This is a genomic window from Martinezella lusitana (assembly GCF_014207095.1).
Classification (GTDB): domain Bacteria; phylum Pseudomonadota; class Alphaproteobacteria; order Rhizobiales; family Rhizobiaceae; genus Rhizobium; species Rhizobium lusitanum_B.
The window spans coordinates 185,995-198,908 of record NZ_JACHBG010000002.1; the positions used below are offsets into that span (position 1 = coordinate 185,995).

Consider the following 12,914-nt stretch of genomic DNA (forward strand, 5'->3'; position numbering starts at 1 on the left):
CGCATCACGGGCGAAAAGCTGTAGTGCGCTTTTGTTCGCATAGCGCCCGTCAGGCCGGCTCGACCGTAAGCTCGCGGCCGTTGCTGGCGACGACCTTGACGCGGGTGCCGACCGGCAAGTCCGGCCCATTGACCGTCCAATAGGTATCGTTCAGTCGAATACGACCTCGGCCTTCGGTGATCGGCTGCTCGAGCGTTGCAGTGCGTCCGACCAGGCTCGCACCGCGCTGGTTCAGAAACGGCTCGTCCGTGACCTGATTGTTGTTATAAAGGTACCGTCGCCCGATGAGGGTGACGACAACAGCCGATGCGGCAAAGACCAGCCATTGCACCTGCCACGACCAGAAGGCACTCTCCCAGAAGAGCAGCGACAACGCTCCGACGATGATGCCGGCAAGGCCGATCCAAACGAGAAAGAAGCCTGGCAGTATCAGTTCGGCGGCAAGCAGGACGAGACCCAGCAGCCACCAGCTCCAGGGACCGAGCTCGACGACGAAATTGTCGAACATCTCAACTCTCCCTTGACGTCAGCGGGTTTATCGAAGGCGTGGTGCGTGCGGAGCCGGGGCGCGGCTTAGACGGCTGCGGCGCTCCATTGCCGTCGCCATTGTCGCCGAAGACTTCGCGGGCGATGGCGCCGATGCCGCCGAGCGAACCGATGATGGAGCTTGCCTCCATCGGCATCAGCACGATCTTGGAATTGTTGGCCGAGCCGATCGCGGTAAGGGCTTCCGTATATTTCTGGGCAACGAAGTAGTTGATCGCCTGCACATTGCCTTCGGCAATCGCCTCGGACACCATGCGGGTCGCTTTGGCCTCGGCCTCGGCAAGACGCTCGCGGGCCTCGGCATTGCGGAAAGCAGCCTCGCGCTGGCCTTCCGCCTGCAGCACGGCCGCCTGCTTGGCGCCCTCGGCGCGCAGGATCTGCGCGTTGCGCAAGCCCTCGGCCTCCAAAACCTGGGCGCGCTTTTCACGCTCTGCTTTCATCTGCCGGCCCATGGCGTCAACCAGGTCCTTCGGCGGCTGGATGTCCTTGATTTCGACTCGCGTCACCTTGATGCCCCAAGGCTCGACCGCTTCGTCGACCACGCGCAGCAACCGCTCGTTGATCGCATCGCGATTGGACAGGAGTTCGTCCAGATCCATCGAGCCCATGACCGAGCGGATGTTGGTCTTGGTGAGGTTGAGGATCGCGGTTTCGAGATTGGTGATCTGATAGGCGGCCTGAGCCGCATTCAGCACCTGAAAGAACGCCACGGCATCGGCGGAAATGCTGGCATTGTCCTTGGTGATGACCTCCTGCGTCGGCACCGCCAGGACCTGCTCCATCACATTCATCCGCATGCCGATCGTTTCGATGAAAGGCACGATCAGATTGAGCCCTGGCTCAAGCGTGCGGATATAGCGGCCGAAGCGCTGGACCGTATAACGATAGCCCTGCGGCACGGTCTTGATCCCTGCAAACAGCACCAGGATAACCAGGACCACCAGGGCAACCACAACGATGCTGAAACCACCGACTACCATTGAATTCCTCCTTGGCGCCCGTCCGCGATACGGATCTTGCGTCCCATAAAAAGCGCTGCCATGCCGTTACCGCTTCGGTCGCATTCGCGAAATGGCTGCTCAATCAGATGTGGTGGGTTAGCACGTTCTCGGCAAGGGAGGAATGGGGTGTCGCCACTCCACTCCCATCCCTTGGCGCGCGAGAGCCGATCAATCATTCGCGATCCGGCTCTTGCGTCTGACGGTTGATATTCATACCTTATTGGGAAGTTCTTCGGCACCGCTGCCATGCAGCCTTTCGAGCTCAGCCATAGCGCATCGTCAGGGTGAAACAATGAATATGGATAGAACCTTGCGGTCGGTGGTGGCCGTACATGCCTCAATTCCGGAAGACGCCTTCACGGCGGCGACGCTCGGTACCCGCAGAGAAGGCAATGGCGTCGTCATTCGGGGAAATGGGCTGGTGCTGACGATCGGCTACCTTATCACCGAGGCAGAGGAAGTCTGGCTGACGACGAATAACGGTCGTGTCGTGCCTGCGCATGTCCTGGCCTACGATCAGGAAACAGGGTTCGGTCTGGTGCAGGCGCTTGGTCCGCTCGACGTTCCCGCTCTCGAATTCGGCGACGCCGACAAAGCCGAGATCGGCGATCCTGTAGTGATCGCCGACGGTATCGGCCAGTTCATTGAAGCGAAGATCGTCGCCAAGCAGGAGTTCGCGGGCTATTGGGAGTATCTGCTCGATGAGGCGATCTTCGTCGCGCCGGCGCATCCCTCATGGGGCGGGGCGGCGCTGGTGGACGAAGAGGGCAAGCTTCTCGGGGTCGGTTCGCTGCACCTGCAGATGGCGACCCAGAACGGGGAGGGCGCCGATATCAACATGGTCGTGCCCATCAACCTGCTGCTGCCCATCCTCGACGATCTCGTCAAACGCGGCCAGGCCAACAAGCCGCCGCGGCCCTGGCTGGGTGCCTTTTCTGCGGAAAGCAATGGCGAGGTCGTCGTCATGAGCGTGACCGAAGGCGGCCCTGCGGCGCAAGCTGGGCTGCGCCGCGGCGATGTCATCTCGGAGATCCGCGATGCGGAGGTGGATGGGCTTGCCGATTTCTATCGCAAGATATGGGAAAGCGGACCGGCCGGCGCCGAAATCCCCCTGCGGGTGTTGCGCAATGGCCGCGAAGCCTGGTTACGCATCAAATCCGCCGATCGGCGCAGCTTCCTCAAGAAGCCGCAGTTACAGTGAGCTGATTGCCGGACTAAAGCGCGGCAAGTGTATCTTGGAGATCGCGATGCGTTTTAGCCCGGCGATCGGTCAGACCCAGCCGAGCAACTCCCGCCGTACGACTTTCTCCAGCACTTTCATGCCGTCTTCGCTGTCGTTGAGGCAGGGAATATGCGTGAATTTCTCGCCGCCATTGTGATGGAAGGATTCGGCGGCCTGCTCGGCGATCTCTTCCAGCGTCTCCAGGCAGTCGGAGACGAAGCCGGGGTTCAGCACAGCGATGCGCTTCGTACCGTTCTTGGCAAGCTCTTCCACCGTCTTGTCGGTGTAGGGTTGCAGCCACTCCTCCGGTCCGAAACGGGACTGGAAGGTGACCATGAACTGCTCTTCGGATAGGCCAAGTTTCTCGCGCAGCAGACGGCCGGTCTTCTGACAGAAACAGTAATAGGGATCGCCCAGCTTGAAGTAGGACATCGGGATGCCGTGGAACGACGCGAGGATCTTCTCGGGCTTCCAGTCCAGCGTCGAGAGGTGCCGGTTCACGGAATTGGCAAGCGCCTCGATGTAGGTGTCATCGTCGTGATATTGCGGCACGGTGCGGATCGCCGGCTGCCAGCGCATCTTTGCCAGCTTCTCGAATGCCTTGTCGTTGACCGTTGCTGTCGTCGCCGCTGCATATTGCGGATAGAGCGGGAAGAGCACGATGCGCTCGCAGCCTTCGTCCTTCAGGGCCTGGATACGGTCGCCGATCGAGGGCTGGCCGTAGCGCATCGCCCAGTCCACCCGGACATTGGGCAGATCGTGCAGACGCTCGGCCATCAGGTCGGACTGGTTGCGCGTGTAGGTGCGCAGATAGCTCTCGTTCTTATCCTTGTTCCATATCGTCTCATAGGCTTTGCCGACCTTCTGTGGCCGGGTGTTGAGCACGATGCCGAAGAGGATCGGGTACCATTTCCAGCGCGACCATTCGATGACGCGGCGGTCCGTCAGGAACTCCCGCAGATAACGGCGCATCGAGGTGTAGTCGGTGCCATCGGGTGTCCCAAGGTTGATGAGCAAAACGCCAACCTTGCCGGATTTCACGCTCGGGTGATCGGACGGAAGCGCGGTCGGGTTTGCGGTCATCGATTGAATTCCTCTCAAGATACGGAGCACTCCACATAGGAACAAAAGCCGGTCCGGGGAAGCCCGGGCCGGCTCAGATATGCGAGACAAATCGTCCTTACTTGGCTGGAATCCTCAACTTTTCACCAACCGACAGATGGTGCGGCTTGATATTGCGGTTGGCGGCCAGAAGTTTGCGCCATTGTTTGGCGCTGCCGTAGTAGGTCTTGGCGAGATCCCAGAGCGTGTCGCCGGCGACGACGACATGGGTCGTCGGGGTCTTCGGCTCTTCGCTGACAGCAGCTTTTGGTGCGGCTACTGCCGGCTCCGGCGTCGCCGGTGTCGTGGTGGCCGGGGCTTCAACAGCAGGGGCTGATGCGGCAGGCATCGACTTTACCGGGTCCGTTTTTGTCGGGGCGGCTGGCGCCGGTGCTGGATTCGCCGGCATGGTCGTGCTTGGCGTGGTCACGGCCGGAGCGGAAGTGGCGGGTGCAGTCGCTGCCGGCGCTGCTGCGGTGCTTTCGGCTGCAGCGGGCGCCGGCTTCTGCTCAGGTGCGGCCTGCGGCTTTGTTTCGGCAGGTTTTGCCGGTTCCGGCTGGGCGACCGGCGCTGCGGCGATCTGCGTCACGCGACCATCCGTGTAAGGCTTGTAGGGATTGTGCGCGGCGAGATAGTCGGCAACCACCGATTCCAGGTTCGGGCCGAAATCATAGGCGTTCTTCGCATCCTTGGCGAAGACCGTGTAGCCGTCGCCGCCGGCGCGCATGTAATTGTTGCTGACGACGCCGTAGGTCTTTTCGGGGTCGATAGGCTTGAATTCCGTGCCTTCCTGCACTTCGACCGATACAAGGCGGCCGCCTGGCGGTTTCGATTTGTCGAAGCTGTATTTGAGGCCGGCGACCTGCGGGAAGCGGCCCGCGCCGTCATCGATCTGGCTGAGGCCGTTTTCGAGCGCCGCCTTTACGTCGGCTCCGGTCAGCTGGAAGGTCGCAACCGTGTTCTGAAATGGCAGCACGGTCAGGACATCGCCCATGCTGACATCGCCGGCGCCGATGGAGGCACGCAGGCCGCCGCCGTTCTGGATGGCGATGGAAATGCCCTGTCCCTTGGTGCGGTCGAGCATGGCATCGGCGACGAGGTTGCCCATCGAGCACTCCTGGACGCGGCAGACTTCGCGCGCGCCTTCGATGGGGCCTAGCGAGTTGCCGATGACCTTCTTGCGCAGTTCCTGGATCGGCTTTGCCATCTCCTCCACGCGGGCCAGGATCGTCGGATCCGGCTTGACCGAGGAATCGAGCAGGATCGGATCACCCTTGGCGTCCTTGACGGCGCCGTTATCATCGAAAGTGACGACAAGATCGCCGAGATATTTGCCGTAGGAAGCAGCCTGAATCACCGGAACCTTGTAGCCGGCCGGATTGTCGACCATGGTCGGGTAGGGGCCGGCGGCTTTCGGGTCCGTATTCGATAGCAGGGTATGCGAGTGGCCGCCGACGACGATGCTGACACCGGCGATCTTGGCGATCTTGTCGACATCGCGCGGATAGCCGACGTGGGTGACTGCGATGATCTTGTTGATGCCCTGCGATTTCAGCGCGTCCACCTCGGCGCTGATGGCAGCGGCATCGTCGGTGATCTTCACATGTGGGCCGGGGGAGGAGAGTTCGGGCGTTTCGGTCGTCACCGCGCCGACGATGCCGATCTTCTGGCCGCCGATGGTGAGAACGATCGACTTCTTGATGCGGTTGCCGAGTTTCGACTGGTCGTCGACAATCAGATTGGCCGTTACGATCGGGAACTGTGCCTTATCGAGGAAGGCGGCCAGCGGACCTTCGCCGTCATCGAACTCGTGGTTACCCACGGTCATCGCGTCGATCTTCATGTCGTTGAGGAATTCGACTTCGGCTGCACCCTTGTAGGTCGTGTAGAACAGCGAGCCCTGGAAATTGTCGCCGGCGTCGAGCACCACTATGTTCTGGCCGGCAAGCGCGGCACGGCGCTGGTCGATGGCAGCTTTCAGTCGCGCGGCGCCGCCGAAGCATTCGTTCTTCGCTTCCTCAGCTGCCGAGCACGTGGCGTCGAACTTATTGATCGACTCCACGCGCGAATGGAAATCGTTGAAGTGCAGGATGTTGAGCTGATAGTCCGCGAAGGCGGCACCGCTGCTGAGCGCCAGAGCCGCGGCGGCCAAAAGACCCACTCCGAAGGGCTGCTTCATCTATCTCTCCTGTTCGTCTTTGCAATCGGCCCGCGCACACCCCGCAACGGTCCCCCGCCCGAATGTTTTCATCATGGCGGAGCGAGCGCAAGCGAAAGCTGTTGGCTTCATTAGGATTTTACAAAGCAACAGAACGTGATCGCTCGCCGGTCAGCCGCAGGCTTCGATGGAGGCGCTTCCGTAGGATTCACGGATCGCCAACGCGGCATTCCAGCCGACGGAGAGAAAGAGAAGCAGACAGCAGAGGGCCACGGCAAAATGAAAGCGCCGGCTCTGATCCCGATAAAGCAGGATTGCGCCGGCGCCATAGATCAGCAGGGCTGGAACAGCGAATATAAGGATACTGATCGGCCCGTCGCAATCAAGCGCGTCGATGCCCTGGGCCCGATAGGCGTTGACCGGAAAGACCACCGCCATGAAGGCGAGGGGCAGCGCCGCGATGAGAGCCAGATAGAGAACTGTCATGCTACGCATGGCGTCCTATCCATTCGCTGGCCATTCAGCCCTGGCGGTTGAGAGAGAAGTGTCCGCCCGTCTCCGAGGTGCAGTTCAGCTGGCCTGGGTTTGCCATGAAGCAATTCACCTTGGAGCTGGTGCGCTTGATGTTCGAATAGAGATTGATCTGGATCACGCCGGAAGGATCGGTCGTGTAGGTTCCAGACGCCATCTGCTGGTTCGTGCCGTCGGTCGTGTGAGTCTCGAAGCGGCCGGCGTTGAACGTCGAGTTCAGGCCGTTGGAATCGGCCCAGCTGCCTTCCACCGAATTTGTCCGTGGCTGTGCTCCTGGGCTCATCGTCATCGGCGGCGGTCTCGATCCGCCGAAATCGACACAGGCGGACAGTGCTGCCGCAGCGGCAACGAGGGGAAGGATGGTTCTGAACTTCATAAAGATCTCCCGCGATGAAGGGCGGAGTTGTGTCGTCTCGGTTGCGAGAAAGATGGCGCGGCTATTGGGTTAAAGCAAGGCTTCAGAAGGCAACTGCTTGATTTATCCCGCTTGCGTAACAAAAATGCCCGCACGATCTGTGCGGGCATTCCAGCATTTCGTATCGCGAAAGCTGTTCCTATCAGCGAACGAGGATGTTCTTGAACTGCCACGGATCCTTCGTGTCGATGTCTTCCGGGAACAGGCCCGGACGGCCATCGAGCGGGGTCCAGTCGGTGTAGTGACCTTCAACCGGGCCGAGATAGGGCAGCTGCACTTCGAGGCAGCGCTTGTAGTCGACTTCGTCGGCTTCGACGATGCCGGCCTTCGGGTTTTCCAGCGCCCAAACCATGCCGGCGAGAACGGCCGAGGTTACCTGCAGACCGGTGGCATTCTGGTAGGGAGCAATGCGGCGGGTCTCTTCGAGAGACAGGCGTGAGCCGTACCAGTAGGCGTTCTTGTCGTGGCCGTAGAGCAGCACGCCGAGTTCGTCGATGCCGTCTTCCAGTTCATCCTCGTTGAGAACGTGGTGAACCGGCTGCGCATTGCCGCCGTTGCCGAACATTTCGTGCAGCGAGAGCACGGCGTCGTTGGCAGGATGATAGGCATAATGGCAGGTCGGGCGGAAGGTGACTTCGCCGTCCTTGTCGCGGACCGTGAAATAGTCGGCGATCGAGATCGATTCGTTGTGCGTGACCAGGAAGCCGTATTGCGGGCCTGGCGTCGGGCACCAGGTGCGGACGCGGGTATTGGCGCCCGGCTGCTCGAGGTAGATCGCCGCCTTGTTGCCCTTCTTGTGCTTCTTGGCGTTCTTCGGCATCCAGTTTTCATGGGTGCCCCAGCCGAGTTCTGCCGGCTGCAGACCTTCGGAGATGAAGCCTTCGACCGACCAGGTGTTCCAGAAGACGTTAAGCGGCTTCGGATGCTTGGTGCGCTGCGTGTCGCGCTCGGCGATATGCACGCCCTTGACGCCGACCTTCTTCATCAGCTTGGCCCAGCCTTCGCGGTCGTGCTGATCCGGCTCGTCGAACTTCACGCCGAGATCCTTGGCAAGGTTTACGAGGCCCTGCTTGACGAACCAGGAGACCATGCCCGGGTTTGCGCCGCAGGTAGAAACGGCCGTCGTGCCGCCCGGGTTCTTTTCCTTTTCCTTGCGCATGGTTTCGCGCAGGGCATAGTTCGTGCGGTCGGCGTTCTTCATGCTCTTGTCGAAGTAGAAGCCGAGCCAGGGCTCGACGACGGTGTCGATGTAGAGCACGTCGAGCTTGCGGCACAGCTTGACCAGATCGAGCGAGCCGGTGTCGACCGAGAGGTTGACGCAGAAGCCCTGACCGCTGCCTTCCGTCAGGAGCGGCTTCAGGAGTTCCTTGTAGTTGTCCTTGGTGACATATTCCTTGATATGACGGACGCCGTGCTTTGCCAGGATTTCCATATCGGCTGGTTCTTCACGCGGGTCGATAACGACCATCCGGCTCTTGTCGAATTTGAAATGGCGCTCGATCAGGGGCAGGGTGCCACGGCCAATGGAGCCAAAGCCGATCATTACGATCGGACCGGTAATTTCGGCATATACCGGATAGTTGTGTTTCGTCATTCTTTTCTCCTTCGAAAGGCAGGACGCCGTTCGGTTCACGAAATTCAATCAGAGTTTGCGCGAAAACGCGAGGTGAGCGGCTCTAATCATAATTTGATGTCACAATAAAGAGCTGTTCAGGGTTAGCCGGACAAAGTCAAGTCGAGGCCAACATACACGCCATATGCGACGAGTTTGTTGCCTTCAAGGGAGGTTTTCGCTGACTTATCAAGAATCGGACTGCGATCTCTGTCCGCTGCCGATTACGCTTTCAGACTTTCCAGCCCGTCGACGACGGTGGTGAGGGCGATTTCCTGAACCTCGTAGGCGGCGACGCCGTGAACGGTGAAAGGGTCCGCTGCGACATAAGCTTCCAGTTCGGCGCGTTCGCCCCGCGCGAAGATGACGCCGCCAGTGCGCGGCACCTTGCGACCGGATGCGAGAAACCAGCCTTTGGCATATCCCTCCTTCACCCAGGCCATGTGCGGCTCCATATGCTTGTCGGCTTCGTCATTGCTCGTGAGGTAGGTGAGCGAGAGGATGAACATGCATCAATTCCATATGAGTTGCGCGCGGATCAGGCCGCGCAGGGAGTTCCCGACGTAAAGGGTATGATCTTTCAGGTCGTCAAGCCGGATGCGGCCGACGCGAGCTTTGCGCTGGCAGATGAGCTCGGTGCGCAGCACGCCAGCAAGCAGGCCCGAGGAAATCGGCGGGGTGCGCAGCTTGTCCGGGTCATCCACGATGAAAACGGACGTGATCGTCCCCTCGCAAACCTCGTCCTTCTCATTGAGCAGCAGCACTTCTTCCGCCTCGTCCGGCCTATATTCCGCGCGCGCCGCTTCATAGACGCCACGGCGGGTGGTCTTGACGCGCAACAGCTTGTCGGAGGAATCGAGCCGTGTGGCAGCAATGCGGACACGCCAGACCGTGTCGTGCAAAAGCGGAACGAACGGCGTCGTCGTCACCTGCGTTTGGCCCTCGCGGTCCAGCGTCAGGCGAACTCTCAAGGGTACGGCGGCACCGGCGACGGCTTCCTCCAACTTTCCAAGGACGTTCTTCGGGGTTGAGAAGCCAAGGCGCCGGGCGGAGCGCTGCAGCCGGGCGAGATGCAGGCGCAGACGCACAAAGCCCGTTTCAGGCTCGTAACGGAGCGTCTCGATGAGGGAAAAATCCTCTAGCGGTCGATCCATCTGTCCCCCACGGCGAAGCGCGCCTTCAGGAGGCATTCCTCGTATTCCGCTTCCGCCGTCGAATCGAAGACGATGCCTCCGCCGACATTGAACACCGCGCGGCCGTCTTCGAAAAGCGTGATCGTGCGGATCGCCACCGAAAAACGTATGGCGCCGGTTGGGGAAATCATGCCGATCGCGCCGCAATAGGCGTCGCGGGGACTATCCTCGAGCTTATGCAGGATTTCCATCGCCCACATCTTCGGCGCGCCGGTGATCGAGCCGCAGGGAAAGAGCGCTGCGAACAGGTCGCGAATGGTCATACCCGGCAACAGTTTCGCCTGCACATGGCTCACCATCTGGTGCAGGGTGGGATAGGTCTCGATCTCGAACAGCTTGGGCACATCGAGTGTGCCCACCTCGGTGACGCGGGAGATGTCGTTGCGCAGGAGATCGACGATCATCCGGTTTTCGGCTTGCGTCTTCTCGTCGGCGAGCATCGCGGCGATGATCGCGTCGTCCTCGGCTGCATTCGCGCCGCGCTTGGCCGTGCCCTTCATCGGGTGCGTCTCGATCCAGCCCTCTTCATCGGTTCGGAAGAAGAGCTCCGGCGAGCGCGAGAGGATGATCGGGCCGCCGAGATCGACGAGCGCGCCGTATTTCACAGGCTGCCGCTCGATCAGCGACCAGAAGGCGGCTTGCGCGTCGCCGTTCCAGCGGGCATGGATCGGCATGGTGAGGTTTGCCTGATAGCAGTCTCCGAGCCGAAGGTGCTCGTGCAGGCGGTCGAATCTCTCTTTATATGTCGGGAAATCCCATGCGGCTCTCGGCTCGGTCAGGAATTCCTGGTTTTCCGGGCGTTGCATCCGCTGACTCAGCGGATGATCGTCGGCTGCCGGGGCGTCGAAGACGCCGAAGCACAGCAGCGGCGTCTCGCGGTTCTCTTCGGCAAAAGCCGCAAGCTTTTCCTCAAAGAGGTAGCCTGCTTCGTAGGCCATATAGCCCGCCAGCCATTTTCCCGCCTGCCGGGCTCTCTCCATCCGATCCAGTGCATCGAAGAATTCCGCGCATGTCCGTGCCGTGATGATCTCCGTCGGTTCGGCGAAGATCATCATCTGTCCTGTGCTGTCATCCCTGAAAAGGACGTAGGGTCGGGCATCGGCCATGGCGCGGTTCTTTGCCGATCTGGGTTACAGATCCTTATCTAGTGCTTCCAGCTCGTCGATCAGCCCTTCGATCATCGACAATCCCTTGCTCCAGAACGACGGATCGGTCGCGTCGAGGCCGAAAGGCTTCAGGAGTTCGGAGTGATGCTTGGTGCCGCCGGCCTTCAGAAGCTCGAAATACTTCTCCTGGAAGCCCTTTTCGGCATTGCGGTAGACCGCATAGAGCGAGTTTACGAGGCAATCGCCGAAGGCATAGGCGTAGACATAAAAGGGCGAGTGGATGAAGTGAGGGATGTAGGCCCAGTAGGTCTCATAGCCCTCGGAGATCTTGATCGCCGGTCCGAGGCTTTCTGCCTGCACGGAAAGCCACAAAGCATTGATGTCGTCAGCAGTCAGCTCGCCGTTCTTGCGGGCGGTATGCACCTTGCGCTCGAATTCGTAGAAGGCGATCTGGCGCACGACCGTATTGATCATGTCCTCGACCTTCTGGGCAAGCATCGCCTTGCGCTCGCGCTTGTCGGTGGTCTTGTCGAGGAGCGCGCGGAAAGTCAGCATCTCACCGAAGACGGACGCCGTCTCGGCCAGCGTCAGCGGTGTCTGGCACATCAGCGCGCCCTGACCGCCGGCCAGCACCTGATGCACGCCGTGGCCGAGTTCGTGCGCAAGCGTCATCACATCACGCGGCTTGCCCATGTAGTTGACGAGCACATAGGGATGGGCTGACGGCACGGTCGGATGCGCGAACGCACCCGGCGCCTTGCCCGGGCGTACCGGTGCATCGATCCACTCTTCATCGAAGAAGCGCTTAGCGATATCGGCCATTTCGGGCGCGAAGCTGCCGTAGGCAGACAGAACCGTTTCCTTGGCGTCGACCCAGGGGATCAGCGCATTGGGCGTTTCCGGCAGCGGCGCGTTGCGGTCCCAGAAGTTCATCTGGTCCATGCCGAGCCACTTGGCCTTCATCTTGTAATAGCGGTGCGAAAGGCGCGGATAGGCGTCGCGCACGGCAGCTGCCAAGGCGTCGACGACCTCGCGCTCGACGCGGTTTGCCAGATGTCTGCTGTCGGCGATGTCTTCGAAGCCGCGCCAGCGGTCGGAAATCTCCTTGTCCTTGGCGAGCGTATTGGTGATCAGCGTGAAGGTGCGCAGATTGGCCTTGAAGGTTTCGGCCAGCGCCATCGCGGCCTTGCGACGCGCTTCCGGATCCTTCTCCTGCAGCATGTTCAGCGCGACTTCCAGCGGATGCTTTTCGCCGTCGATCTCGAAGCGCAGCTCGGCCATCGTCTCGTCAAACAGCCGGTTGAAGGCGGCGGCACTGGTCATGGACTTCTCGAGGAACAGCTGCTCAAGCTTGTCGTCGAGCTGATGCGGCTTGTCCTTGCGCAGGTCGACGATCCAGGGGCGGTAGTGGCCAGCGGTTGCGTCGTTCGCCATGCAGGCATCCATGACGGCGTCATCGATGCGGTTCAGTTCCAGCGAGAAGAACAGCAGGTGGGCGGCGTAGTCAGTCAGTCGCGTCTGTACATCGCCATAGAGCTTGCCGTTGGCGGGATCGCTGGTGTTGGAAAAATAGGTAAGGCCTGCGAAAGAGCCGAGACGGCCCATAATGTCATCGAGCGCCTCATATTCTTTGATGGCCGCGCCGATTCCCGCTTCACCGGTCTTGCCAGCGGCATCTGCAAGCTTGCCCTTCCATTTTTCCTCAAAGGCAACAGCCAGCCTGCCGGCCTTTTCCATGTCGCCCAGGAATTCCGGCGAAGTCGCAGATGGATAGAGGTCGCTGAGCTTCCAGGCCGGCAGCTCTCCGAGCGCGTTGTCGGCGGCTGCCTGGCTTACTGCGAAGTTAAGGGATTGACGGAGCGAGGTCGGGCTCATGGGCGATATTTCCTCTGCTTTATTATTTCGGAACGTCCGGTTCGTTCGTGTCTATTCGGCTGGAAAGCCTGTCGCAAGGCCTGATTTTCCTGCACCGGCGGGTTGAATCATAGGCCAGGATACATTCGTCACAATGATTAAAATGCAATGATTT

General features: G+C 60.5%; 12 protein-coding genes. 1 reads left to right on the forward strand and 11 read right to left on the reverse strand.

Annotation, left to right across the window (positions count from 1 at the left end; genetic code table 11):
• Positions 1-49: 49 nt before the first annotated feature.
• Entirely contained in the window at positions 50-508 is a 459-nt protein-coding gene (locus GGD46_RS05425) for an NfeD family protein (RefSeq protein ID WP_184702560.1), read from the reverse strand.
• 1 nt (position 509) lies between these two features.
• Positions 510-1,526, reverse strand: a complete 1,017-nt coding sequence (locus GGD46_RS05430; protein WP_184702562.1) for an SPFH domain-containing protein — start codon at positions 1,524-1,526, stop codon at positions 510-512.
• Between the two features lie 313 nt (positions 1,527-1,839).
• On the opposite strand from GGD46_RS05430, the gene GGD46_RS05435 reads away from it, so the two are divergent.
• Positions 1,840-2,748, forward strand: a complete 909-nt coding sequence (locus GGD46_RS05435) for a S1C family serine protease (protein WP_184702564.1) — start codon at positions 1,840-1,842, stop codon at positions 2,746-2,748.
• Between the two features lie 69 nt (positions 2,749-2,817).
• Here the strand turns inward: GGD46_RS05435 and hemH are convergent, their stop codons facing one another.
• From hemH to GGD46_RS05480, 9 genes are all read right to left on the reverse strand, one after another.
• The gene (gene hemH / locus GGD46_RS05440; protein ID WP_184702566.1) at positions 2,818-3,852 is read right to left on the reverse strand and encodes a ferrochelatase; all 1,035 of its coding nucleotides are present in this window, start codon (positions 3,850-3,852) and stop codon (positions 2,818-2,820) included.
• Positions 3,853-3,949: 97 nt separating this feature from the next.
• A complete protein-coding gene (locus GGD46_RS05445) occupies positions 3,950-6,049 on the reverse strand; it encodes a 5'-nucleotidase C-terminal domain-containing protein (protein ID WP_184702567.1) in 2,100 nt (699 codons plus the stop codon).
• 150 nt (positions 6,050-6,199) lie between these two features.
• Entirely contained in the window at positions 6,200-6,523 is a 324-nt protein-coding gene (locus GGD46_RS05450; RefSeq protein ID WP_184702569.1) for a hypothetical protein, read from the reverse strand.
• A gap of 25 nt (positions 6,524-6,548) precedes the next feature.
• Positions 6,549-6,935, reverse strand: coding sequence for a hypothetical protein (locus GGD46_RS05455; RefSeq protein ID WP_184702571.1), 387 nt, complete (start codon positions 6,933-6,935; stop codon positions 6,549-6,551).
• Positions 6,936-7,116: 181 nt separating this feature from the next.
• A complete protein-coding gene (locus tag GGD46_RS05460) occupies positions 7,117-8,568 on the reverse strand; it encodes a homospermidine synthase (protein WP_184702573.1) in 1,452 nt (483 codons plus the stop codon).
• 242 nt (positions 8,569-8,810) lie between these two features.
• Entirely contained in the window at positions 8,811-9,095 is a 285-nt protein-coding gene (locus GGD46_RS05465; protein WP_184702575.1) for a YciI family protein, read from the reverse strand.
• A 3-nt stretch (positions 9,096-9,098) separates the two neighbouring features.
• Positions 9,099-9,740, reverse strand: coding sequence for an aminotransferase class IV family protein (locus GGD46_RS05470; protein ID WP_184702577.1), 642 nt, complete (start codon positions 9,738-9,740; stop codon positions 9,099-9,101).
• On the reverse strand, positions 9,725-10,885 hold the full coding sequence (locus tag GGD46_RS05475) for an aminodeoxychorismate synthase component I (RefSeq protein WP_184702579.1): 1,161 nt from the start codon (positions 10,883-10,885) through the stop codon (positions 9,725-9,727). The genes GGD46_RS05470 and GGD46_RS05475 overlap by 16 nt, the downstream gene beginning before the upstream one ends.
• A gap of 24 nt (positions 10,886-10,909) precedes the next feature.
• Entirely contained in the window at positions 10,910-12,760 is a 1,851-nt protein-coding gene (locus GGD46_RS05480) for a M3 family oligoendopeptidase (RefSeq protein WP_184702581.1), read from the reverse strand.
• Positions 12,761-12,914: the final 154 nt, after the last annotated feature.

Coding starts and splice junctions, on each gene's coding strand:
- GGD46_RS05425 (WP_184702560.1), bottom strand. CDS start 508: ATGTTCGACAATTTCGTCGTCGAGCTCGGTCCCTGGAGCTGGTGGCTG.
- GGD46_RS05430 (WP_184702562.1), bottom strand. CDS start 1,526: ATGGTAGTCGGTGGTTTCAGCATCGTTGTGGTTGCCCTGGTGGTCCTG.
- GGD46_RS05435 (WP_184702564.1), top strand. CDS start 1,840: ATGAATATGGATAGAACCTTGCGGTCGGTGGTGGCCGTACATGCCTCA.
- hemH (WP_184702566.1), bottom strand. CDS start 3,852: ATGACCGCAAACCCGACCGCGCTTCCGTCCGATCACCCGAGCGTGAAA.
- GGD46_RS05445 (WP_184702567.1), bottom strand. CDS start 6,049: ATGAAGCAGCCCTTCGGAGTGGGTCTTTTGGCCGCCGCGGCTCTGGCG.
- GGD46_RS05450 (WP_184702569.1), bottom strand. CDS start 6,523: ATGCGTAGCATGACAGTTCTCTATCTGGCTCTCATCGCGGCGCTGCCC.
- GGD46_RS05455 (WP_184702571.1), bottom strand. CDS start 6,935: ATGAAGTTCAGAACCATCCTTCCCCTCGTTGCCGCTGCGGCAGCACTG.
- GGD46_RS05460 (WP_184702573.1), bottom strand. CDS start 8,568: ATGACGAAACACAACTATCCGGTATATGCCGAAATTACCGGTCCGATC.
- GGD46_RS05465 (WP_184702575.1), bottom strand. CDS start 9,095: ATGTTCATCCTCTCGCTCACCTACCTCACGAGCAATGACGAAGCCGAC.
- GGD46_RS05470 (WP_184702577.1), bottom strand. CDS start 9,740: ATGGATCGACCGCTAGAGGATTTTTCCCTCATCGAGACGCTCCGTTAC.
- GGD46_RS05475 (WP_184702579.1), bottom strand. CDS start 10,885: ATGGCCGATGCCCGACCCTACGTCCTTTTCAGGGATGACAGCACAGGA.
- GGD46_RS05480 (WP_184702581.1), bottom strand. CDS start 12,760: ATGAGCCCGACCTCGCTCCGTCAATCCCTTAACTTCGCAGTAAGCCAG.